This window comes from Novosphingobium sp. HR1a, from assembly GCF_015594425.1.
Taxonomy (GTDB): domain Bacteria; phylum Pseudomonadota; class Alphaproteobacteria; order Sphingomonadales; family Sphingomonadaceae; genus Novosphingobium; species Novosphingobium resinovorum_A.
Window position 1 is genome coordinate 48,013 of record NZ_JABXWS010000083.1, and the last position, 23,441, is coordinate 71,453.

The following is a 23,441-nucleotide window of genomic DNA, read 5'->3' on the forward strand; positions in this document are numbered from 1 at the left end:
GAACGTCGTTATTTTGGAAGCGGCACGGACTTGCCGGTGACGCGGACTTTTGCCCAGCCGCCGGGCGCGCCGGTATCGGGCTGGCCGCCGCCGACCCAGATCTCGATCTCGCCCGGCATCACGCGGCGCATCCCCGCCGCATCGACGGTGCTGAGCGCGCGCGGATCGAGGATGAAGCGCACCTCGCGGCTTTCGCCGGGCCTCAGGTGGATGCGGGTGAAGCCCTGCAGCGCATGGCGCGCGGTGCCGCCGGGATGGCGCAGGTAAAGCTGCGCGACCTCGTCACCGTCCCGCTCTCCGCTGTTGGTCACCGTCGCCGAGACTTCCAGCGCCTTGCCCGCAACGACCTGCTTCGTGGTCCTGGGCGCGGCATAGGCGAAGCTGGTGTAGCTGAGCCCATGGCCGAACGGATAGAGCGGCTTGTCCGCGAAATAGCGGTAGGTCCTCCCCTTCATGGCATAGTCTCCGAAGGCCGGAAGCTGCTCGGCGGAGGCGTAGAAGGTCACCGGCAGGCGGCCGGCCGGGCTGAAGTCGCCCGCGATCATGTCCGCCACCGCGCGCCCGCCGACCCCGCCGGGATACCAAGCCTCGACGATGGCGGGGAGGTGCCCTTGCGCCCAGTTCACGCTCATCGCGCTGCCGTTCATGAGCACGAGGATCACCGGCTTGCCGGTCGCGTGAAGCGCTTCGAGCAGCCCCTCCTGCGGTGCGGGAAGGTCGAGGCTGGTGCGGTCGCCGCCCGCGAAGCCCGGCGCGTTGACGCGCATTTCCTCGCCCTCCAGCTTCGAATTGAGGCCCGCCGCGAAGACGACGAGATCGGCCTTGCGTGCGGCCTCGACGGCGGCGCCTTCCTGTTCGCGCATGTCGGTCCAGAGCAGCGACTGGTCGCCGCGATCGCCCTCCTGCCGAGCTTCGATGACGATGCTATACGCCTTGCCTGCGGTGAGGGTGACGCCGTCGTTGTGGATCGATGGCGGGTCGCCGAGGTCCCAGGCATCGGCGATCTCGCGCCCGTCCACGGTGATGCGGTAGCCGTCGTCGAGGTTCATGCGGAAGTGATATTCGCTGGTCGCCTCGGGCACGATCCAGCCGCTCCAGCGCATCGCGGTGCTGCGCTGCGCGCGGGCAGGGCGGCCCCAGTCGAAGCGCACGTCGGCGTTCGTGCGGCGGGACAGGGGCTTGCCTGTGGTCCCGGCTCCGGCGAACTCCTCGACGGTCACGCCCCTCGCGCTGCACCGCGCATCGACGCAGAGCACCGCGCCGGGCACGGGCTTCAGCGGTGGGCCGACATGGCCGGTGCCCTGCACGTAGTCGATCCGCGCCTCGGGGAAGCGCTGGCGCAGGCCCTCCAGCAGCGTGACGGGCTTCGACGGCGTGCCGTTGTAATTGCCCACCAGCGCATCGACGCTGTCCGCGTTCGGCCCGATCACCGCGATCGAGCGCGGCGCCTTCGCCAGCGGCAGCAGCCCATCGTTCTTGAGCAGCACCAGCGATTCCCGCGCGACCTTGCGGTTGAGTTCGGCGTTCGCGACGGTGTCGTTCTGCGCGGGCGTGATGGCGGAATAGGGCGTCGTCTCTCCGGGCAGGCCGAGGCGCAGGCGATCGGAGAGGGTGCGCTCCACCGCGCGGTCGAGCACGTCTTCGGGCAGCAGGTTCTGGCGCACCGCATCGACGATGATCGCGGGGTCGGAGGATTTGTCGCGACCGAACTCGACGCAGATGAGGTCGGTTCCGGCGCGTACCGCGCTCGCCGCCGCATCGACCGGGTCGCGGCTGTAGGCGTGGGCCTCGGGGTTGAAGAAGTCGACCATGGCCGCGCAGTCGGTTACCACATGTCCGGCAAAGCCCCAGTCCCCGCGCAGCCGCTGCGCGATGAGGGGGGAGCCGCAGGCGGGCACGCCGTCGATGGCGTTGTAGGCGCACATGATCCCGGCGGGTTTCGCCTCCGTCACCGTGGCGCGGAAGGCGGGGAGGTAGGTGTCCTCCAGATCGTAGGGGGAGGGGTGGACGTCCTCGCGGTGGCGGTTGCCCTCGGGGCCGGAATGGACGGCGAAGTGCTTGGCGACGGCGGCGGTCTTGTAGAACGCAGGGTCGCTGCCCTGCAGTCCGCGCACGAAGGACACGCCCATGCGGCCGGTGAGGAAGGGGTCCTCGCCGAAGGTCTCCTGCCCGCGTCCCCAGCGCGGATCGCGGAAGATGTTGATGTTGGGCGACCAGACGGTGAGCCCGCGATAACGCTTCGAGCTGCCGTCGGGGCCGAGTGTCTCGCGGTACTTGGCGCGAAATTCGGTGGCGACGGTTTCGGCGGCCTGCTCGATCAGCGGCGCGTCGAAGGTGGCGGCCATGGCGACGGCCTGCGGAAACACGGTCGCCTCCCCGGCTCGGGCGACGCCGTGCAGGCCCTCGCTCCACCAGTCGTAAGCCGGGATGCCGAGGCGCGGGATCGCCGGAGCTTCCGACTTGAGCTGCGCGGCCTTTTCCTCCAGCGTCATCGCGCGGACCATCTCAGCGGCGCGGCCTTGAAGCGCGGCGACGCTGGGTTTCTGAGCGCTGGCGATGGTCGGAAGGGCGATGGTCGCCGCGCTCAGCAGTAGCCCGATTCGGTGCATCACGATGCTCTCCCCTGTTATTGACTGATAGCGCTATCAATCACGCGATCACATTGCAAGCCGCTTGCTGCCGCGTTAGCAGCGAGGGTTCAGGCAGGGAGTTGGGGCACGCATGGCAGACGATATCGACGGATCGCCCATGCGCCCACGCTCCTCGCGCCGCTCGCGTGCGGGCAACACCATCTCCGACGTGGCGCGCGAGGCAGGCGTCTCGCTGATGACGGTATCGCGCGTGATGAACGGCAAGGCCAACGTGCGCGAGGAAACGCGCGAGCGGGTCGAGGCCGCGATCAAGGCGCTGAACTATTCCCCCAGCGCCGCCGCCCGCAACCTTGCGGCGGCGAGCGAGATCCGCATCGGCTTGCTTTACAGCAATCCCAGTGCAGGCTACCTCAACGAATTCCTCGTCGGCAGTCTCGATCAGGCGAGCCGGGCCAACGTGCAACTGGTCGTGCAGTTGTGCGAGAAGAAGGAAGAGCGCGCCGAAATCGTGCAGCGGCTTATCGACAACGGGGTCGACGGACTGATCCTGCCGCCGCCGCTCTGCGATGCCGACGACATTCACCGGTTGTTGCAGGAGGCTGAGGTTCCCGGCGTCGCGGTGGCGTCCGGGCGGCCGCCGGTGTTCCTCTCCTCCGTCAACATCGACGACCGCGCGGCGGCGGCGGCGATGACGCAGCATCTGCTTTCGCAGGGGCATGAACGGATAGGGTTCGTCTCGGGCAATCCCGATCAGACCGCCTCGGCGCTGCGCCTCTACGGCTACCTCGATGCGCTGGGGGAGGCGGGGCTGGTGTCGGATCCTGCGCTGGTGGTGGAGGGGCTGTTCACTTATCGGTCGGGCCTTGATGCGGCGCAGAAACTGCTGGCGCTGGCGGAGCGGCCGACCGCGATCTTCGCCAGCAACGACGACATGGCGGCGGCGGTGGTTTCCGTGGCGCATCGCATGGGGCTGGACGTGCCCGGCGACCTCACCGTGGTCGGTTTCGACGATGCTCCGCAGGCGACCACGACTTGGCCGGAACTGACGACGATCCGCCAGCCCATCGCCGACATGTCGCGCGCGGCGGTGCTGCAACTGGTCGAGGATATCCGCACCGCCCGTGATGGACGCCGTCTGGCGCCCCGGCACCGGCAGATGAGCTTCGAATTGATCCGCCGCGAATCCGACGCGGCGCCTTTGGCTTGATCCGATCGCCCTCACGAAGGGTAGGGAGCGAGACCGAACTGATTTGACGTTCTCCCCGCCAAGCCTCTTGCGCATCTCCCTGTTTGAATGATAGCGCTATCTAAAATTCGACGGCCGGGTAGAAAGCCGGCGCCGCGAACAGGGGAAGGGATGGCATGGAACAGCACCGATCCGCACGCCTATCGGAGATGCGCTGGTGACCGCGCTCGATCGCCGGGGCTTCCTCGGCGTCGCGGGCGCATCCGGGGCGGTCACGATGCTGCCTACGAACGCGCTGGCGGTGGAAGGCGGCAACCGCCTCTCGCTGCCTGATGAGGGTTGGCGGCTTTGGCTGGACCGCGAGGCACGGTTCGAGGACGATCGCATCCATCTGCCCTCGCAGGTCGATCTTGGCAGCCTGCGGGTCAATCCGCCGACCGGGGGCTGGGGCATTCTCGACAGCGCACCGTCGGTCGCCGTTACCCTGCCGACCACGGTGGAGGAGCACGTCTGGGGCAAGTTGGGCGAGCGGCCCTACAACGACGACGAGTACCGCTACGCCAACGACGATCCCGTGCCGCAGAACGGCTCCTATCGCGGGGTTTCGTGGTGGACGAAGGACTTCGATGCCCCCGCCTCGTTCGCGAAGCGGCGCACGCTGCTCCACATTCGCGGGGCACGGCTGCGGGCAGAGGTGTTCCTCAACGAGAAGCTGGTCGGCTACTCGATCATGGCCGAGCTGCCGATCGTCTGCGATCTGACCGAGGCGCTGCGGCCGGGCGCGCGCAACCGGCTGGCGATCCGCATCACCAATCCCGGCGGCCGCTACGACTGGCGCGATTCCACCACGATGACCTGGGGCGCGGTGAAGCTGTTCCGCTCGCACGGGTTCGGCGGGATTGACCGGGACGTGCATCTTACCAGCCATCCGCTCGACGCGCATGTGGCCGACGCCTGGGTGCTCAACACGCCCGATCCGCATGTGGTGACCGCCCATTTGAAGGTCGCCTGCCGCGACATCGCGCTGGCCGGAAAGGCGGGGAAGCTGGCCAAGGCCGTTCTGCTGGGCGACAAGGGCGCGCGGGTTCCGGCGAAAGTGACGCTGGAGGACGCGCGCGTCGAGGGGACCACCGCGCACGTCCGCTTCCGCATCGAGGCGCGGGACGCGCAGTTGTGGGATCTCGACACGCCGGTGCTGCACACGCTGCGCCTCTCCTTCGGCAAGGACGCGGCCGAGGTGCGTTTCGGCTTCCGCTGGTTCGCGCCGGAGGGGCTGGGCAGCGATGCGATGCTGCGGCTCAACGGGCGGCGCATCAAGCTCTACTCGGCGATCTCGTGGGGTTATTGGGGTTTCAACGGGCTCTGGCCGCGCCCTGACCTTGCGATCAAGGAAGTCGAGGCGGCCAAGGCATTGGGCCTCAACTGCCTGCACTTCCACCGCAACGTCGGCAAGCGCGAGGTGCTCGACCGGCAGGACGAGATGGGCCTGCTGCGTGTGATGGAGCCCGGCGGTGGCCGCTTCGCCATCGCGGGTTATGGCAAGAACGGCGAACTCTCCGACGCCGACCGCTTCGCACGCGACTATCAGGTGGAGAAGTGCGTGGCGATGGTGCGTGCGTTCCGCTCGCACCCCTCGCTGGTGCAGTACACGCTGCAGAACGAACTGGGCGCGGACCTCGCCAACCCCGACGTCCAGGCGGTGCTGCTGGCAATGCACCGCGCCGATCCGAGCCGCACGGTGATCCTCAACGACGGCTTCGTCCAGCGCGGCGCCTCCCAGGCGATGTACGTTCCTTACAGCGACCGATACTACCGCTCGGACGAGGTCGAGTGGGGTGGCTGGTGGGACAACCACCAGGGCGCGGGCGACCAGTGGTACGACGCCTTCTACAAGAGCCCTGACGACTACATCCACCGCCAGACCGGCAAGCCCTTCATCGTCGAATTCGGCGAAATGGAAGGCTGCGCCGTCGCCGACGATCACGCCGCCATGGTCGAGACGATCCGCAAGGGCGGCCGCCGGTCCTACGACCTTGCCGACCATGCGGTGATCCTCGCCAATACCGAGGCATTCCTGGAGCGCTGGGGGTTCCGCAAGGCATTCCCCACCGCGCAGGACCTGTTCCTGTCGATCGGCGCCAAGAGCTACGATGCCTGGGCCAACTACATGGAGAACATCCGCATCGGCGACGAGGTGGATGTGGCGGCGATCAGCGGGTGGGAGACCACTGCGATCGAGAACCACTCCGGCATCGTCGACAACCTACGCGGCTTCAAGGCCGATCCGGCGCTGGTGCGCGCCAGCCTGCTGCCGGTGCGCCCCGTCGCCAAGCAGCGCAAGCTGGCTTACGCGGCGGGGGAAAGCGCGGTACTCGACCTGTTCCTGTTCAACGATACCGGCAAGGCCGTGAGCGGCGAGCTGGCGCTGTCCCTGCGCGATCCGCAAGGCGCGGTGGTGGAAGTGGGGTGCTATCCTGCCGCCGCCACGGCGCCGGACCGGTTCAGCCAGCTGGTCGCACGCGAAGTCACGACGCCTGCGCTGGCACGCGAAGGGGAGTGGCAGGTGAGCCTGTCGTTCTCCGGCGCGCCTGATGGCACTTTCACCCGCAGCCTTTGGGTGACGGGGCTGCCCGCGCAGGTGGCATCCGGGCGGCGCATCGCCGTCTCCGGGATCGCGCGTAGTCTTCGGGCGCAACTTGAGGCGTTGCCCGGCCTCCGGCTGGAGGAGTTCCGGCCTGGGCAGCGGTACGATCTCGTCATCGCCTCGGGCCTCAAGGCGGATGAGATCGGCCGCCGCCAGATCGGGGAGCAGACCGGACTCGAAGCCCAGCCCGGGAAGGGCGAGAAGCCGAAACTGGTGCTCGGCGAACTGTCGTCGCAGGTGCTGGCCGCCGTGCGCTCGGGCGTGCCGCTGCTGGCGCTGGTGCCGGAGGACGGCTTGTCCGAAGGCGTTGCGCGGCAACTTGCGGACCTTGGACTGCTGGAATTCAAGGGCACCGTGGGTGATATCCGCGCGCCGTGGATGGGCAACTGGAACTACCTGCGAGCGCACCCGCTGTTCGCCGGCATCCCGGCGGACCGGGCGGCGGGGATCTTCCATCAGGTCGATGGACGCCTCTCGAACGGGCTGCTGGTGGACGGGCCGGGCGTCGAGATCGTCGCGGGCTACAGCCGCGATCACGATCGCCACAACGGCGCCGCGACGCTGGTGGCCGCGAACAAGCGGATGCGCGTGGTGGTCCACCGCATGCCGGATATGGTGGCGCCGCTGCAGCGCCGTTTCCTCGCCAATGCCATCGCATGGCTGGCGGGACAGGGGAGAACTTCGTGAACCATCGACTGATCTGCGCGGCGCTCGTCGCACCTGCCATGCTGAGCGCGCCTGCCATGGCCCGCACCGTCCACGTCGACCCGGCGAAGGCAGAGGCATTCCATACCGTCCAGTCCGCCATCGACTCGGTCGCGGCCGAGGGCGGCAAAGTGCTCATCGCGCCGGGAACCTACCGCGAGAAGCTGACCGTCAGCGCCGCGAACGTCACGCTGGCGGGCACGGGCAGGCGGCCGGACGACGTCGTCCTCGTCTACGGCGATTCCGCCATGACGGCAGGCGGCACCTTCAAGTCCGCGACCCTGAGCGTGACCGGCGCGTCCTTCACCTTGCGCAACCTGACGGTGTCGAACGACTGGTGGCTCGATCCCGCGCATGCGCCGTCGCAGGCGGTGGCGGTCTCGCTGACGGGCGACGCGGCGGTGGTGTCGAACGTGCGGATGCTCGGTCATCAGGACACGCTGTTCGTCAACGACGGGCAGGGCGGGAAGGAAACCCGCGCCTACTTCGAGAAATGCTACATCGCCGGTCACGTCGACTTCGTGTTCGGCAATGCCAAGGCGTTCTTCCGCAAGTGCCAATTGCACGGCGAGGCGCACGAATCCGTCATGTACACCGCTCAGAGCCGCAACGCGCCGGACGAGGACAGCGCCTTCGTGTTTGAGGACTGCCGCCTCACTGCGGATGCGGCCGCGCGCAACGTCTCGCTGGGGCGGCCATGGCGCGATTATGCTTCAGTGATTTTCTTGGAGCCAACCATAGATGTACTGTTGGTTCCGGGCGGATTTACCGAATGGACGCCGGGCAAAACAAACAAGCTGCCGACGACTCGCTATGCTGTTTATTCGCCTCGTGGAAGGGGTGCCAAGGACTTCTCTTTGATAAAAGAAGGACAGACACTTAACTTGAACTTAATTGAGCGCTGGCGGCTCAAAGCATTCTTTAAAGGGGATATTGGATGGATTGGGGCGAGGGTGGGGAAATAAAGCAATTGAAATCCGAATTGAAATAAAATATTCGCGGATTTCACGATCTTCTCGCTTTAATCTGGTAATGAAAAATTCGCCTAGCAAAATAGTAAACACCATTTTGGAATGTGGGCGTGATATAGCCCAATGATTTTTACTCACACCGTAGATTATAGATTGGCTGTTTGCGGCGAGGGCGCGACACTACTGTGAAATTAGGAGCCACAGAATTCAATGCTGACAAATCTTGTGTGTTTTGTCGATGTCGACGGCTCCGCCAGGCTTCCGTGGAATCTACCCGCACTACTTTTTCGATAGTGGCGCCAAGCAGTTGCGGTCGATCTGGTTGATGCGGGTGGTGCCGGTGAGCGCCATGGCAACGCGCATTTCGGCCTCGATCAGCTTGAGCATCTTCGTGACGCCTGCTTCCCCTCCGGCCGCGAGCGCCCAGGCCCAGGCGCGGCCCAGCAGCACGCCCTTGGCGCCCAGCGCCAGCATCCGCACCACATCGAGACCGGAGCGGATGCCGCCGTCGGCCAGCACGGTCAGGCGGTCTCCCACCGCATCGACGATCGGGGGCAGGGCGCGGGCGTTGGAAAGCACGCCGTCGAGCTGCCGCCCGCCGTGGTTGGAGACGACGATGCCGTCCGCGCCCAGCTCTGCGGCTTCGCGCGCGTCGTCCGGGTCGAGAATACCCTTGATGATCAGCGGCCCCTTCCATTCGGAGCGAATGAAATCGAGATCGCGCCAGTTGATCGAGGGGTCGAAGTTGTTTCGCATCCAGGCGAAGAAGTCCTCGATCCCGGTCCTGCCCTGTAGCACCGGGGCGACGTTGCCGAGCGTGTGCGGGCGTCCGTTGATGCCGACGTCCCATGCCCAGCCGGGCCGGGCGGCGGCCTGCGCGAAGCGCCATAGCGCGCCCTTGATGCCGCCGGACCCGGCAAGGCCGGTGTGGTAATCGCGATAGCGGCTGCCGGGGACCGGCATGTCGACGGTGAAGACGAGGGTGGAGCAGCCGGCCTCGACCGCCTGCGCCAGCAGGTCCTTCATGAAGGCGCGGTCGCGGATCATGTAGAGCTGGAACCAGAACGGGCGATCCGCAGCCCTGGCGACTTCGCCGATGGTGCAGGCGCCCACCGTGGAGAGCGTGAAGGGAACGCCGGCGTTCTGCGCCGCCCGCACCGCCTGCGTCTCGCCGCGCCGGGCATAGAGGCCGGCCAGCCCGATCGGCGCCAATGCAAGGGGCAGGGCCAGCTTCTGGCCGAACAGCTGCGTCGACAGGTCCAGCGCCGAGACGTCGCGCAGCACGCGCTGGCGCAGGGCGAGTTCGGCAAGGTCGGAGACGTTGCGGCGCAGCGTCGCCTCGGCATAGGAGCCGCCGTCGATGTATTCGAACAGGAAGCGCGGCAGCGTGCGGCGTGCGGCTTCGCGAAAGTCGGGGATCGAGGCGGTGATCATTACGGGGCCTTGGGTGTGTACATGTTGAGCTACCTAGTCCTTCGCGATGTTGGCGAACGCGCCGACGATTGCGAAGCAGGCGAGGGGAAGGAAGAGCGCCGCTTGCAAGTCAGTCCGCTCGCTTAATAGACCCATCAGCGGCGGGAACACCGCGCCGCCGATGATAGCCATGATGATAAGAGAGGAACCCAGCGCTGTGCCTTCGCCAAGGTCGCGGATGCCCAGCGCGAAGATAGTGGGGAACATGATCGACATGAAGAAGCTGGTGAGCGCCAGCATTGCCACTGCAGCGTTGCCGGCCAATGTCATGGCCAGCGCGACCAGGATGACATTGGCGATGGCGAAGATCGCAAGCAGGCGGGTTGGTCGAATGCGGTGCATGAGCGCGGCGCCTGCGAAGCGTCCGGTCATGAACAGCAGCAGACTGCCCGAAAGCAGGTAGGCGGCGGTCTTCTCGGGCGTTGCGGGCATGAGATGTTTCACGAAGTCGACGAAGTAGCTCCACACGCAGACCTGCGCGCCGACGTAAAAGAACTGCGCGATCACAGCGCCCACCAGTTGTCGGTTCCGCAAGGCGGCGCGCAGGGTGCCGGTCGTCTGGTCCGCACTGCGAGGGATGGCGGGCAGCCGTACCCGCGCGATGGCGATCGCCAGCATGACGACGAACACCGCGAGGGCAAGGTACGGCCCCTGGACCATGGCTGCTTCGGATGCGCGGTAAGTCTGCAGTTGCGCCTCGGACATCGTCGCGATGTCCTGCGCGCTGTGCTCGACTCCCGAAAAGATAAAGATGCCGCCGATAGTGGGAGCGACGACCGCGCCGAGACCGTTGAACGCCTGCGCTAACGTGAGGCGCTGCGACGCGCGCGACGGATCGCCGAAGCGCGCGATGAAGGGGTTCGCGGCCGTCTCCAGGAATGCGGCGCCCGATGCCAGCACGAACAGGGCGAGGAGGAACGCCCAGTAGCGATGGACCTCCGCTGCCGGATAGAACAGCAACGCACCTGCCGCGTATAGCGCCAGGCCGAGCAGCAGGCCCGCACGATAGCCGAAACGGCGCAGCATCAGCCCGGCCGGGATCGCCCAGAGAAAGTAGGCGAGATAGAACACGAACTGGATGAACCCGGCTTCGGCGCGGGACAGCGCCAGCGCCTTCTGGAATTGCCGGATCAGGATGTCGTTGAGGTTGTTCGCCAGCGCCCAGGTAAAGAACATGGCGGTGACCAGCACAAACCCGGCGCGAAAGCCCGGAGTCACGAAGTGGACCTTGCGCTCCTGCGTGTCATCGGTTTCGATTTTCCCGGTCGGCAGCCCCGTCGCCTCTGCGGGCGGCATGCTGATACCCATATGTTTCCTCTCCCGCCCCGTGCACATCCTGTCGAGATGCGCTTGCGAAGACAATGGCCGTGGCGCGCGCGGCGTCATTTCCGCCTTGCGCCAATTTCAATATAGCGCTAACTTTCACATATAGAACATACTGTCAAATACGATAGTAACGCGGGAGCGGTGGGAAAATGGAAGGATGGATCGACGCGCACCAGCATTTCTGGCGCTACGACGCGGCACAATTCGAGTGGATAGAGCAGGGCTCGATTCTGGCGCGCGATCATGATCCTGCGGACCTGCGTGTGCACCTGGACGCAGCAGGCATCGTCCATAGCATAGCGGTCCAAGCCCGGCAGACGGAGGAGGAGACGCGCTGGCTTCTCGATCTCGCAGCAGCCAGTCCGTGGATTGCTGGTGTGATCGGCTGGATCGACCTGCGCGCCGGGGACGTTGCCGCGCGTATAGAGGAATGGTCGCGCCAGGTGCGGCTAATCGGCTTTCGTCATGTCGTTCAGGATGAGCCCGATCCGCGCTTTCTTCTAGATCCGGCATTCCAGCGCGGCGTGCGCGCAGTGCTGGAGCGCGGCCTTACCTACGACCTGCTCGTCCGTGCACCTCAGCTTGAACATGTGCCGGCCTTCCTCGACGCAGTCGGGATTCGCGCGGGGACGGCGGGCGCGATCGTGGTCGACCACGGCGCCAAGCCTGTCATCGCGAAGGGCGAGTGGGAGCCATGGGCGGGGCGCATCGCCGCCGTCGCGCGTGCCTATCCAGTCTATTGCAAGCTGTCCGGCCTCGTCACCGAGGCGGACCCGGCAATCTGGCGAGAAGACGAAATCGCACCGTATATGGCGCACCTGCTCGACTGCTTTGGGCCGGAGCGACTGATCTACGGTTCGGACTGGCCGGTTTGCGGGCTCGCGGCGCCATACGCGCGCGTGCTGGCACTGGTCGAACGGCTGCTTGCCCCGCTCGGCCCGGTCGAGCGCGCGGCGATCATGGGTGGCAACGCGCGGCGTGCCTATGCGCGCATCGAAGCGCAGGCAGAGGGAGAGACAGTACAGTGAACCTTGAAGATTTCGCCGTTTCCCGCCGTGAACTGGTCGCGGGCGGCTCCACTGTCGCGGCGCTGTCGTTGCTCGGCGCTCCCGGTGCCGAAGCCGCTACGGCGGGCGTCCGAGATGCGCCCGGCGACGACATGCTCTGGTATCGCCAGCCCGCGAAGGAATGGACGGAGGCACTGCCCGTGGGCAACGGCCGCATCGGCGCGATGGTCTTCGGGGGCGTGGCTGAGGAGCGGCTGCAGCTGAACGAGGACACCCTGTGGGGCGGGGGGCCCTATCACCCCGTCAACCCCGACGCGAAAGCCGCGCTACCGCAAGTACGGAAGCTGATCTTCGAGGGTCGCTATGACGAGGCTCAGGCGATCGCCAAGGAAAAGTTGATGGCAGTGCCGGTGCGGCAGATGTCGTACCAGGTGCTTGGCAACCTGCTGCTGTCCTTCCCCGGTCTGAGCGAACCGGCCAAGGGTAGCTATCGCCGCCAGCTGGATATCGACGCCGCGCGCCACACCACCCGCTTCACCGTGGACGGGGTCGACTATGAACGCAGCGTCGTCGCTTCCCCGTCGGAGCAGGTGATCGCGGTGCAGCTGAAGGCATCGAAGCCGGGCAAGCTGGCGTTCGATCTGAAGATGGACGTGCCGCAGACGAAGCACACCGTGCGCTCGCTCCCCGGTGATGTGCTGCTGCTCGAAGGCATCAACAACACCCAGCACGGCATTGCCGGCGCGCTTAAGTTTCAGGGCCGCGTAAAGGTGATCAACGGCGGCGGCACGGTTTCCTCGACGGCCGACAGTCTGTCGATACGCGGCGGCACTGAGGCGACGATCCTGATTGCCATGGCCACCAGCTATCGCAACTATACTGACGTCAGCGGCGATCCTGAGGCGATCACGAGCGTGCAGATCGCGGCCGCCGCGCGTAAGACCTTCCGCGCCATCGCTGACAGGACGGCCGAGGATCACCGCGCGATCTATCGCCGCGTCTCGATCGACCTCGGCCGCAATGCCGAGACGGACAAGCCGACCGACGAGCGCATCGGCCAGTCCGAAAGGGCCAATGATCCGGCGCTGGCGGCGCTCTATTTCCGGTACGGGCGCTACCTGCTCATTACGTCTTCGCGGCCGGGATCGCAGCCGGCGAACCTGCAAGGCATCTGGAACGACAGCGTCAATCCGCCCTGGGGATCGAAGTATACGATCAACATCAATACCCAGATGAACTATTGGCCGGCCGAGCCGACCGCGATGCCCGAGATGACCGAGCCGCTGATCGCGTTGGTCCGCGACATTGCCGTCACCGGCGCACGCATGGCGCGCGACATGTACGGCGCGCGGGGCTGGGTGTGTCATCACAACACCGACCTGTGGCGTGCCACCGGCCCGATCGACGGCCCGCAGTTTGGCCTGTGGCCGATGGGCGGGGCGTGGCTGTGCCTGCATTTGTGGGACCGCTACGACTATGGCCGCGACGCCCAGTACCTCGCCAGCGTCTATCCGATCCTGAAGGGCGCCTGCGAGTTCTTCCTCGATACGCTGGTGAAGGACCCCAAGACCGGCTGGATGGTCACCAACCCCTCGCTTTCGCCCGAGAACAACCACGGGCATGGCGAAGGATCGCTCTGCGCGGGGCCGACGATGGACATGCAGATCCTGCGCGCTCTGTTCACGGTGACAGCCCAGGCGGCGGGTGTGCTGAAAACGGACGCGGCATTCGTGGCCGAGGTAGATGCGTTGAAGGGCAAGCTGATCCCCAACCGCGTGGGCTCGCAGGGCCAACTGATGGAATGGAAGGATGATTGGGACGCGGGCGCGAAGGACCTGCATCACCGCCACGTCTCGCACCTTTTCGGTCTGTTTCCCGATGCGCAGATCAACCTGGACGATACACCTGAACTCGCGGCAGCGGTGAAGAAGTCGCTGGAGATCCGCGGCGACAAGGCAACCGGCTGGGCCACGGCCTGGCGCATCAACCTGTGGGCGCGCCTGCGCGACGGCGACCATGCGCATTCCATCCTGCGCTTCCTGTTGGGGCCGGAGCGGACTTATCCGAACATGTTCGACGCGCACCCGCCGTTCCAGATCGACGGTAATTTCGGCGGCACCTCCGGCATCACGGAAATGCTGATGCAAAGCGTCGGCGCCAAAATCCACCTGCTTCCGGCGCTCCCTTCGGCCTGGCCGACAGGGTCGATCCGGGGGCTGCGTGCGCGCGGGGCCTGCATGGTCGATCTTTCTTGGAAGCGCGGCGTGCTGGCGCAGGCGCGTGTCGTCTCGGCCATTGGCGGCAGTCACGAGGTCCGCTGCGGGGACGTGCGCCGCACCATCGATTTCAAGCCGGGCAAGGCGGTCGTCCTGACCGGCCTGGACCTTCGTACTGCTTAAAGGAGCCAGCATGAGACTCGCCGGAAAAAAGGCCGTGGTGACAGCCGCCGCCGCCGGGATTGGCCGCGCCATCGCCGAGCGCTTCGTCGCCGAGGGCGCGACGGTCCACGCGGTGGACCGAGATGCGCAAGGGCTCGCCACGCTCAAGGGCGTGACCCCGCATATTGCGGATCTCACCGATCCGCAGGCCGCTGCCGCGCTGGCCGGGGCGACCGGGGAGGCTGAGGTCCTGGTGAACTGCGCCGGCATCGTCTTCCCAGGCACCCTGCTCGATTGCACGGATGTTCAGTGGTCCACCTCGCTGGACCTCAACGCAACCGCGATGTTCCGGCTCATCAAGGCGTACCTGCCGGCGATGGTGGAGCGGCGCGCGGGCTCGATCGTGAACGTCTCTTCGGTCGCGTCGTCGATCATCGGCGTGCGCAACCGCTTCGCCTACGGCGCCAGCAAGGCTGCCGTGATCGGGTTAACCAAATCCGTCGCGGCGGATTTCGTCTCTGACGGCGTGCGCTGCAACGCCATCTGCCCCGGCACCGTAGAAAGCCCGTCGTTGCGCGCGCGGATGCAGGCGCAGGCCGAGGCGACCGGCGAGAGTTTCGAGGCGACCCATGCCGCATTCTCCGCGCGCCAGCCGCTCGGCCGTCTTGGCCAGCCGGACGAGATCGCGGCGCTCGCGCTCTATCTCGCGTCGGATGAAAGCGCCTTCACCACCGGCACGACGGCCGTTATCGACGGGGGGTGGACGGTCGAATGACACGCATCACCGGCCTTCGCACGGCGGATATCCGCTTTCCCACCAGCCAGTCTCTGGACGGCTCGGATGCAATGAACCCCGACCCGGACTATTCCGCCGCCTATGTGATCCTCGAAACTGACGACGGGCTGGAGGGCCACGGCCTGACCTTCACGATCGGGCGCGGCAACGAGATCTGCGTCGCCGCGATCGAGGCGCTGCGCCCGCTGGTGGTCGGCCTCGACTTGGACTGGGTGCGCGCGGATCCGGGCCGCTTCTGGCGCTATATCACCGGAGACAGTCAGTTGCGCTGGATCGGCCCGGACAAGGGCGCGATGCATCTGGCGACGGGTGCCGTCGTCAACGCCGTGTGGGACCTTTGGGCCAAAGTCGAGGGCAAGCCGGTCTGGCAGCTCATTGCCGACATGAGTCCCGAGGAGATCGTGCGCTGCATCGATTTTCGCTACATCACCGACTGCATCACACCCGAGGAAGCGCTGGACCTGCTCACCGCCCGCGTCGCAGGCAAGGCTGAGCGCGTGGAGCGGCTGACCGCGTCCGGCTACCCCTGCTACACCACCTCCGCCGGATGGCTCGGCTATTCGGACGAGAAACTGCGCCGGCTGGCCACCGAGGCGGTCGAGGCGGGATTCCGCCACGTCAAGCTCAAGGTCGGCCGCGATCTGGAGGATGACATCCGCCGCCTGCGCATCGCGCGCGAGGCAGTCGGGCCGGACTGTCGTTTGATGATCGACGCCAACCAGATATGGGAGACAGGGCAGGCGATAGAATGGATCAAGGCACTCGCCTTCGCCGAGCCTTGGTTCATCGAGGAGCCGACCAGCCCCGACGACGTGGAGGCGCACCGCGCCATCCGAGAGGCGATTCACCCGATCCGCGTCGCCACCGGCGAGATGTGCCAGAACCGAGTGCTGTTCAAGCAGTTCATCATGCGCGGCGCGATCGATGTGGTGCAGATCGACAGTTGCCGCATCGGCGGCGTCAACGAGATTCTCGCGGTGTTGCTGATGGCGGCGAAGCACAGGTTGCCGGTGTGCCCCCATGCCGGCGGAGTGGGCCTGTGCGAATACGTACAGCACTTGTCGATGATCGATTACCTGTGCTTCTCTGGCACGATGGAGGACCGCGTGATCGAATTTGTCGACCATCTGCACGAGCACTTCATCGACCCCTGCGTGATCCGTGACGCGGCTTACATGCCGCCGACGCGCCCTGGTTTTTCGATCGAGATGAAGCCGCAATCCATAGCACAGTATCGGGTGGCCTGATGGACCTGGAACTCAAAGGAAAAGTCGTCGTCGTGACTGGTGGTGGCGCGGGGATCGGCGGTGCGGTGTCGCTGGGGCTTGCACGCGAAGGGGCGATTCCCGCGATCCTCGGACGCAGCGCGCTGAAGGCCGAGTTCGAGGCGGAAATCCGCGCAACTCAGCCCGCGACGATCTTCGCGCAGGTTGACGTCACCGATGACGACGCCTGCCGCGGGGCGGTCGCGCAGATTGCGACTAGGGCAGGTGGTATCCACGGGCTCGTTAACAATGCGGGGACCAACGATGGTGTCGATCTGGAGGCGGGGACCGAAGCGTTCATGGCGTCAGTCCAGTCCAATCTCGCGCATTACTACGGCATGGCGCACCACTGCCTGCCGCATCTGCGCGCTAGCAAGGGAGCAATCGTCAACATTTCCTCCAAGACGGCAGTGACGGGGCAGGGCAACACCAGCGGTTATGTCGCGTCCAAGGCGGCGCAGTTGGGGTTGACGCGCGAATGGGCGGCGGCACTGGTGGGAGATGGCGTTCGTGTCAATGCAGTTTTACCTGCGGAAGTGATGACGCCGCTCTACGCACGCTGGATCGAGAGTTTCGATGACCCTCAAGCCAAGCTGACCGAAATCAACCGGCGCATTCCGCTGGGTCGGCGGATGACGACCGACCGGGAGATTGCGGATACGGTGCTGTTCCTGCTTTCCACACGGTCGAGTCACACCACCGGGCAATGGATCTTCCCCGATGGCGGCTATACCCACCTCGACCGCCTGCTGGGCTAAGTAGCGTCCATGCACCTTACGCGCCGCACATTTGCGCTAGGGCTGGGCGGGTTAGCGCTGGCGCGCGTCCCGGCGCGCGCCGCCCCCCCTTTCGATGCGGTGATTGGTCCGGGCGGCACGGACGTCATGCCCCGCTTCCCCACCTTGCGCGCATTTCTCGACAGCGAACTGGGCCGGGTGAGCACGCCGGCGAACGTGCGGGTCCTGGCAGGCGAGCATTGGGGGCAGACCATTGTGGAGCGGCCGAACCTGCGCTTGTTCGGCGAAGGGCAGGAGCGAACTTTCCTGCGCGCGGGCGCTTATGCCGGGGCCATCGCGCCGGACGGCAAGCCCTATGGCACGTTCCGTAGTGCCGTGCTCAATGTGCGCGCGCCGGGCTTCCATGCGCAGGACCTCAGCATCGAGAACGCCTTCGATGCCTGGAGCGAGATGCGAAAGCCGGATGGTCTGAAGGCCGACGAGGGCGGCAGCCAGCAGGCCATTGCGCTGACGCTGGGCAATGCCGCTGATTGCGCGACCATCCTGCGATGCGGCCTCGCGAGCCATCAAGATACGCTGTTCTGCGCAGGCGGGCGCGCCCTGTTCGCCGATTGCCGTATCGCCGGCAGCTACGATTTCATCTTTGGCGGTGCGACTGCGCGTTTCGAGAATTGCACGATCGTATCGCGCCCGCGCATCGTGCCGGTGGAAGGCTATATCGCCGCTCCCAGTACCATGCTGAGCCGGCCGGCGGGCCTCGTCTTCGACCAGTGCACGCTGGTAGCAGAAGTCGGGGTGCCGGAGTGTAGCGTGTTCCTGGGACGTCCGTGGCGTGCGTTGCGGCGGACTGAAACGGGTTCCGAGCCGGACATGAACTCGGTGGGCATGGCGGCGTTCCTGCGCTGCGCCATGGGCCGCCACATCGCGCCGACAGGCTGGACCCGCATGTGGTTCGGCACGCCGCGCCAGTGGTTCGAGCCCGAGCATGCGCGCTTTCGTGAATATGCGAACAGCGGCCCCGGTGCCCTGGGCCCTCGTCGGGGGATCATGCTGACGGAGGAGGGAGCGCGGGCGTTCTCCCGTAGCGGCATGTTCGGTGACTGGACGCCGGAAATCTAAGCATACGTCGTCGCGGATTTGATCCGGTATCGCTGGCTGCGATCAATCTTCGCTTGGGCCGGGAACATCGGTTCGCGAATTCAAGCTGGTCGGCCTCAAGCGCCAGTTGCCCGCAACTGCTTGCAGGATTCTCCTTTCCGCTACTTTCCCGAGTTCGCAAGGCCGCTGACGATCTTACGTCTTCGGGAGCAGGTGCTTCACCGCGCCAGGAATCACTAATTTCTCTCAAAACGTAATTCTATATGCAAAATCAGATTGCACTGGTGATAATGTTAGCGGTATATCGTTCGTAACGCCCGCCAGGGTCGACGAAGCATGGAGAGGCTTCTTGCCAAGCATTAATAGAATCAGCTGCGTCGAGCCTGGCCGACTGATACTCGATACGTGCGCCATGCCGGTTCCGGCCGCGGGCGAAGCGCTGGTTCGCATTCGCCGTGTGGGCATCTGCGGCACCGACTATCACATCGTGCGCGGCACTCAGCCCTACCTTTCGTACCCGCGCGTACCGGGCCACGAGCTTGCCGCCGAGATCGTTTCGGCGGGCGTGGGCAGCGAGTGGCAGCCCGGGTTGCGCGTGTGCATCATGCCCTATCACTCCTGCGGCGCCTGCATCGCCTGCCGGGGCGGCAAGCCCAACTGCTGTGCGGCGATGAGCGTGCTGGGTGTTCACAAGGATGGCGGCCTCGCCGAATACCTCGCCATCGATGAGCGCTATCTGATCGATGCCGAAGGGCTTTCGCTCGACGATATCGCGATGGTCGAATTTCTATCGATCGGCCGCCACGCGGTGCGCCGCGCGGTATTGCAGGTCGGCGAACGAGTGCTGGTGGTGGGCGCGGGCCCGATAGGTATGGCGACCGCCTTCTTCGCCGCGCGTGGTGGGGCGGATGTGACCGTGCTGGATGGCAATGAAAGCCGCGTGGCCCTCTGCGTGGATAAGCTAGGCGCGCATCACGGCGAGGCACTGGGCGCGGACACGGCGGAGCGTCTAGCGGCCCTGACCAATGGCGAATTCTTCGACTGCGTGTTCGACGCAACCGGCAATGCCCCGGCTATCGAGGCTGGCTTTGCCTATGTCGCGCATGGCGGACGCTATGTGCTGGTGTCGATCGTGACCGCCGACATCCGCTTCAGCGACCCTGAATTCCACAAGCGCGAAATGAGCCTGATCGGCAGTCGCAACGCGACGCACCAGGATTTTGCGGACGTGATCGAAGTCTTGCGCGCCCGGGCTTTTCCGCTGGGGGCTGTGGTCAGCCACACGCTGCCCTTCGCCGAGGTTCCCGCAGCGATCGGACGGCTAATGGAGCCGGATTCCGGCGTCATCAAGGCGCTGGTGGTGCTATGAAGGAGGTTAGGACGTGAAGTTGCTCAGGTTCGGCGCTGCAGGGCAGGAACGCCCTGGCGTGCTAGACGCGGAAGGCCGTATTCGCGATCTCTCCGCCCATGTCGACGATATCGCGGGCGAGGTGCTGACCGCCGAAGGTCTCGCCCGGGTGCGCGCGCTCGACATCACCAGCCTGCCGGTGGTCGAGGGGGAGGTGCGCCTTGCCGCCTGCGTCGGCCGGATCGGCAAGTTCGTGTGCATAGGCCTGAATTACCGCGACCACGCGGCCGAAAGCGGCATGGCGATCCCGGCCGAGCCGGTGGTATTCAACAAGTGGACCAGCGCAGTCTGCGGCCCCAATGACGACGTAGTGCAGCCGCGCGGTTCGGACCGGCTCGACTGGGAAGTGGAACTGGGCGTCGTGATCGGCAAGGCCGGCGCCTATATCCAGGAAGCCGACGCGCTCGATCATGTCGCGGGATACTGCGTGGTCCACGATGTCAGCGAGCGTAGTTTTCAGTTCGATCGCGGCGGCACCTGGGACAAGGGCAAGGGGTGCGACACGTTTGGACCTACCGGGCCCTGGCTCGTCACCGCCGACGAAGTGCCTGACATCGCCAACGCGCGCCTTTGGCTTGAAGTCGACGGAGAACGGCATCAGGACGGCACTACGGCGGACATGATCTTCACCGTGCCTCAGATCATCGCGCACTTGTCGAAGTTCATGAGCCTGCAGCCGGGCGACGTGATCTCCACCGGCACGCCCGCCGGCGTTGGCCTTGGCCTGAAGCCGCCACGCTATTTGCAGCCTGGCAATGAAATTCGCCTCGGCATCGAAGGGCTGGGCGAACAGCGCCAGCGCGTCGTCGCCACTACGTAACCCGAACGAAGTCGGCCGGCCCTCGCGAAAGATCGGGGGCGGCAAAGGAGAGGAAGAACAATGAGGTATCTGCATCCGACTGTATCGTTGATCGCGCTGCTATCAGTAGGCGCCGGTGCTCCCGCTTTCGCGCAGGACGCCGTGCAGCGCGGGAGCGTCTCTGTACCAAAGAATGATAGCGCTACTGAACAGGAAATCATCGTAACCGGCATTCGCCGAAGCCTGGAGGACGCTGCGAATATCAAGCGCGCCGCGCCCAACCTGGTGGAAGCGATCTCGGCGGAGGACATCGGCAAGTTTCCCGATCGCAACTTGGCGGAATCGCTCCAGCGCGTGACCGGCGTGCAGATTACCCGCAATAAGGGCGAAGGCAGCGGCGTCAGCGTGCGCGGCCTGTCAGAGAACTTCACGCGCACGCTCTACAATGGGCGCGTGCTGACATCGCCCAACGGCACGCGCGGGTTCTCGTTCACCTCGATGCCCACGGACTTCGTCAGCACCGTAGAAGTCAGCAAGACCCCCACCGCCGACATGATCGACGGCGGCCTTTCGGCAACGGTGAACGTCAAGATCAACCGTCCGGCGGATGTGGGCAAGAACATCGTCACCGTGGTGGCCGAAGGGCTTTACGAGACGAACCCGAAGAAGATGACGCCCCATGTATCGGCCTTCGTCAACCGCGTGTTCGGCGATGGCAGCTTCGGCGTGAACCTTGGCGTGAACTACGAGAAGCGCAAGGTCATTCAGGCGGGCTTCACCGGCTACGGCATCGAGCAGCGCAAAGAAAACGCCAGCGGCGGCTATGACTACAACCTTGACGGTACGCGCTCCGACACAGCCTATGGCTTCGATCATGCGACGACCTTCGTTTCCGACGAGGGCGATTTCGAGCGCAAGGCGGTGGTTGGCGGGTTGCAGTGGAAGCCTGCCGACAACGTGAACCTCTATGCCGACGGTCTCGCCACCTGGTTCACCGATGGCTTCAACCGCTTCGAGCATCAGTTGCGCTGGACCAACATCGGCGGCCCGACCGGCGCTGTCCGTGGCAGCACAGTGGGTGAGAACAACCTGCTCACCTTCCTCGATGCGGACGGGGTGGATCACCAGTCCAACAATCTCGACTGGGTGACGAAAGACCGCACGTTGAACTTCGCAGTGGGCGGCGAGGTCACCTTCGATCGCCTGACAGTCTCGGGCGAGGCGACATATGGCCGATCGGTGCGCAACGTTTCCGATCGCAATTCGTTCGCGCCGATCTCGCGCGCTTCGGCGTCCTATGACATCGGCGGTGATCTGGGCGGAGTTCCGGACATCGAATATACTCGCGGTTACGATCCGCTCGATCCCAGCACGTTCTATTTCCGCAGCTTTTCTGCCATTCGAGGCCAGAAGACGACCGAGACAAACAAGAGCGGCCGCCTCGACCTCAAGTACGATTTCGACGGTGGATTCATCCGTTCGGTCAAGGTGGGCGGCTACTATGGCGAGGACGAGATCGAGTTCGGGGCCCGTCCGCGCTATTTCGTTAGCCCGCAGGTGCTTTCGGAGATCTACGGCACACCGTACCTTCCCGGTGTGGAGGGCGGTGCGATTTCGGCTGCGGACCTGCTCAAGGTCGTCGATTATTCACGCTTCATTGGCGATGGCCTTGGCGTCTTCCTGGTGCCCGACTATTCGAAGCTTTTCGCCAACGTCAGTCTTGATGATGTGCTGGCCAAAGGTACGCTCACCATTGATCGCACCAATCAGTTCACGGTGGGCGAGAAGGTGCTGGCCGGCTATGCCCGTGCCGATTTCGCAACCGCCGATGATCGCCTCTCGGGCAATATCGGCCTGCGTTACGTACGCACACGGGTGACTTCGGACGGCTTCGGCGCAGATATTGCCAACGCCGAACTCCAGAACGACAGCATCACTCTGATCGTGCCGAGCAGCGGCCCGATCGCATTTAAGAACGCGTATTCGAACTGGCTGCCCAGCTTTAACCTGCGCTTCAGTGCGACCGAAAACCTGATCGTACGCGTGGGCCTCGCCCGGGCGATGACCCGGCCCGATCTCAACCGTCTCTCGCCCTCGGTGGCGATCAACGCCAACGTGCGCACGATCACCACGCAGAACCCGTTTCTCAAGCCTTATCTTGCCGATCAGGCCGACCTCTCGCTCGAATACTACTTCGGCAAGACAGGCCTGCTCTCGGCTGCGGTATTCTATAAGGACGTCAAGAACTTCATCGTTGACACCACATCGGTGGAGACGCGTACGATCAAGTCCACGCTGACGGGCACCGTGACAATGGACTTCCGCACCTTCCGTCCGGACAACGGCGAGGGCGGCAAGATCAAGGGGGTTGAGCTCAACGCCCAGGTGCCGCTAGACATGCTGCCTTCGCCTTTTGACGGTCTGGGCGTCACTTCGAACCTCACGCTGCTCGACGTCAGCGACGTGGCGACAACCGCCGGCGGACCGAAAGTGCCGATCCCGGGGGTGTCCAAGCGCAGCTACAACCTCGGCGCATACTATGAGAAGGCGGGCTTCGGCGTCCGAGCCAATTATTCGTATCGCAGCGCGGCAGTAAACAGTGTGGCGGGGACGTTCGGCGACGGCGATCGTCAGAAGCCCTACGGGCAACTCGACATCTCTGCGAACTACGATGTTACCGAGTTCCTGTCGCTCACCTTCAACGCCAGCAACGTCACCGGCGCCACGCTCAAGCGTGAGACGCTGCAGGGTGTGCTGCTCAGCGAGTACGATTTCGGTCGACGCTTTACCGCAGGTGCTCGCATCAAATTCTGATCCGGCTACTCCCCCTGTCGGCCGCAGCCGCACCCTCGCTGCGGCCGATCGTTTTATTCTCCTGGGGTGAAGACGTGTATGTTCTTCAAGCGAGTTGCGCGCGCCTGTACGCTCCATTATCCGCACTGACATGGCCCAGAAAGACGACGACGACAGCACCTCCGGCAGCAAGCGGGCCTATTCTGCGCCTGCGCTGGAGAAGGGCATCCAAATACTGGAACTTTTCGCTGCGGAGCCGCGCGG

General features: G+C 65.2%; 15 protein-coding genes. 12 read left to right on the forward strand and 3 right to left on the reverse strand.

Going from position 1 to position 23,441, the window contains the following annotated elements; genetic code table 11:
* Window positions 1–8: 8 nt before the first annotated feature.
* Complete coding sequence (locus HWN72_RS22080) at window positions 9–2,609, reverse strand: glycoside hydrolase family 3 C-terminal domain-containing protein (protein WP_248006237.1); 2,601 nt, start codon at window positions 2,607–2,609, stop codon at window positions 9–11.
* A 112-nt stretch (window positions 2,610–2,721) separates the two neighbouring features.
* Between HWN72_RS22080 and HWN72_RS22085 the strand changes: the two genes are divergently transcribed.
* The 3 genes from HWN72_RS22085 to HWN72_RS22095 all read left to right on the forward strand — a co-directional run bounded on the left by HWN72_RS22085 (window position 2,722) and on the right by HWN72_RS22095 (window position 8,091).
* On the forward strand, window positions 2,722–3,798 hold the full coding sequence (locus HWN72_RS22085; protein WP_248006234.1) for a LacI family DNA-binding transcriptional regulator: 1,077 nt from the start codon (window positions 2,722–2,724) through the stop codon (window positions 3,796–3,798).
* 196 nt (window positions 3,799–3,994) lie between these two features.
* Window positions 3,995–7,108, forward strand: a complete 3,114-nt coding sequence (locus HWN72_RS22090; RefSeq protein WP_211151380.1) for a sugar-binding domain-containing protein — start codon at window positions 3,995–3,997, stop codon at window positions 7,106–7,108.
* On the forward strand, window positions 7,105–8,091 hold the full coding sequence (locus tag HWN72_RS22095; RefSeq protein ID WP_211151381.1) for a pectinesterase family protein: 987 nt from the start codon (window positions 7,105–7,107) through the stop codon (window positions 8,089–8,091). The genes HWN72_RS22090 and HWN72_RS22095 overlap by 4 nt, the downstream gene beginning before the upstream one ends.
* 285 nt (window positions 8,092–8,376) lie before the next feature.
* Here the strand turns inward: HWN72_RS22095 and lldD are convergent, their stop codons facing one another.
* Together lldD and fucP are read right to left on the reverse strand one after the other, a co-directional pair.
* Complete coding sequence (gene lldD, locus HWN72_RS22100) at window positions 8,377–9,531, reverse strand: FMN-dependent L-lactate dehydrogenase LldD (RefSeq protein WP_211151382.1); 1,155 nt, start codon at window positions 9,529–9,531, stop codon at window positions 8,377–8,379.
* Between the two features lie 33 nt (window positions 9,532–9,564).
* Window positions 9,565–10,878, reverse strand: coding sequence for an L-fucose:H+ symporter permease (gene fucP / locus HWN72_RS22105; RefSeq protein WP_248006235.1), 1,314 nt, complete (start codon window positions 10,876–10,878; stop codon window positions 9,565–9,567).
* A gap of 167 nt (window positions 10,879–11,045) precedes the next feature.
* Between fucP and HWN72_RS22110 the strand changes: the two genes are divergently transcribed.
* From HWN72_RS22110 to HWN72_RS22150, 9 genes are all read left to right on the forward strand, one after another.
* Window positions 11,046–11,924, forward strand: coding sequence for an amidohydrolase (locus tag HWN72_RS22110; RefSeq protein ID WP_211151383.1), 879 nt, complete (start codon window positions 11,046–11,048; stop codon window positions 11,922–11,924).
* Window positions 11,921–14,302, forward strand: coding sequence for a glycoside hydrolase N-terminal domain-containing protein (locus HWN72_RS22115; protein WP_211151384.1), 2,382 nt, complete (start codon window positions 11,921–11,923; stop codon window positions 14,300–14,302). Before HWN72_RS22110 ends, HWN72_RS22115 begins: the two co-directional genes overlap by 4 nt.
* A 10-nt stretch (window positions 14,303–14,312) precedes the next feature.
* Window positions 14,313–15,056, forward strand: coding sequence for an SDR family oxidoreductase (locus HWN72_RS22120; protein WP_211151385.1), 744 nt, complete (start codon window positions 14,313–14,315; stop codon window positions 15,054–15,056).
* On the forward strand, window positions 15,053–16,324 hold the full coding sequence (locus tag HWN72_RS22125) for an L-fuconate dehydratase (protein WP_211151386.1): 1,272 nt from the start codon (window positions 15,053–15,055) through the stop codon (window positions 16,322–16,324). The genes HWN72_RS22120 and HWN72_RS22125 overlap by 4 nt, the downstream gene beginning before the upstream one ends.
* Complete coding sequence (locus tag HWN72_RS22130) at window positions 16,324–17,100, forward strand: SDR family oxidoreductase (RefSeq protein ID WP_211151387.1); 777 nt, start codon at window positions 16,324–16,326, stop codon at window positions 17,098–17,100. The genes HWN72_RS22125 and HWN72_RS22130 overlap by 1 nt, the downstream gene beginning before the upstream one ends.
* 9 nt (window positions 17,101–17,109) lie before the next feature.
* Window positions 17,110–18,198, forward strand: a complete 1,089-nt coding sequence (locus HWN72_RS22135) for a pectinesterase family protein (protein ID WP_211151388.1) — start codon at window positions 17,110–17,112, stop codon at window positions 18,196–18,198.
* Window positions 18,199–18,589: 391 nt separating this feature from the next.
* Entirely contained in the window at window positions 18,590–19,546 is a 957-nt protein-coding gene (locus tag HWN72_RS22140) for a zinc-binding alcohol dehydrogenase family protein (protein WP_211151389.1), read from the forward strand.
* A gap of 13 nt (window positions 19,547–19,559) precedes the next feature.
* Entirely contained in the window at window positions 19,560–20,405 is an 846-nt protein-coding gene (locus tag HWN72_RS22145) for a fumarylacetoacetate hydrolase family protein (protein ID WP_211151390.1), read from the forward strand.
* Between the two features lie 60 nt (window positions 20,406–20,465).
* A complete protein-coding gene (locus HWN72_RS22150) occupies window positions 20,466–23,198 on the forward strand; it encodes a TonB-dependent receptor (protein WP_211151391.1) in 2,733 nt (910 codons plus the stop codon).
* Window positions 23,199–23,441 lie beyond the last annotated feature (243 nt).

What these genes read in the sequence shown, in the direction of transcription:
- HWN72_RS22110 (WP_211151383.1), top strand. Translation starts at nt 11,046, where the DNA reads ATGGAAGGATGGATCGACGCGCACCAGCATTTCTGGCGCTACGACGCG.
- HWN72_RS22135 (WP_211151388.1), top strand. Translation starts at nt 17,110, where the DNA reads ATGCACCTTACGCGCCGCACATTTGCGCTAGGGCTGGGCGGGTTAGCG.
- HWN72_RS22125 (WP_211151386.1), top strand. Translation starts at nt 15,053, where the DNA reads ATGACACGCATCACCGGCCTTCGCACGGCGGATATCCGCTTTCCCACC.
- HWN72_RS22080 (WP_248006237.1), bottom strand. Translation starts at nt 2,609, where the DNA reads ATGCACCGAATCGGGCTACTGCTGAGCGCGGCGACCATCGCCCTTCCG.
- fucP (WP_248006235.1), bottom strand. Translation starts at nt 10,878, where the DNA reads ATGGGTATCAGCATGCCGCCCGCAGAGGCGACGGGGCTGCCGACCGGG.
- lldD (WP_211151382.1), bottom strand. Translation starts at nt 9,531, where the DNA reads ATGATCACCGCCTCGATCCCCGACTTTCGCGAAGCCGCACGCCGCACG.
- HWN72_RS22130 (WP_211151387.1), top strand. Translation starts at nt 16,324, where the DNA reads ATGGACCTGGAACTCAAAGGAAAAGTCGTCGTCGTGACTGGTGGTGGC.
- HWN72_RS22120 (WP_211151385.1), top strand. Translation starts at nt 14,313, where the DNA reads ATGAGACTCGCCGGAAAAAAGGCCGTGGTGACAGCCGCCGCCGCCGGG.
- HWN72_RS22140 (WP_211151389.1), top strand. Translation starts at nt 18,590, where the DNA reads ATGCCGGTTCCGGCCGCGGGCGAAGCGCTGGTTCGCATTCGCCGTGTG.
- HWN72_RS22150 (WP_211151391.1), top strand. Translation starts at nt 20,466, where the DNA reads ATGAGGTATCTGCATCCGACTGTATCGTTGATCGCGCTGCTATCAGTA.
- HWN72_RS22085 (WP_248006234.1), top strand. Translation starts at nt 2,722, where the DNA reads ATGGCAGACGATATCGACGGATCGCCCATGCGCCCACGCTCCTCGCGC.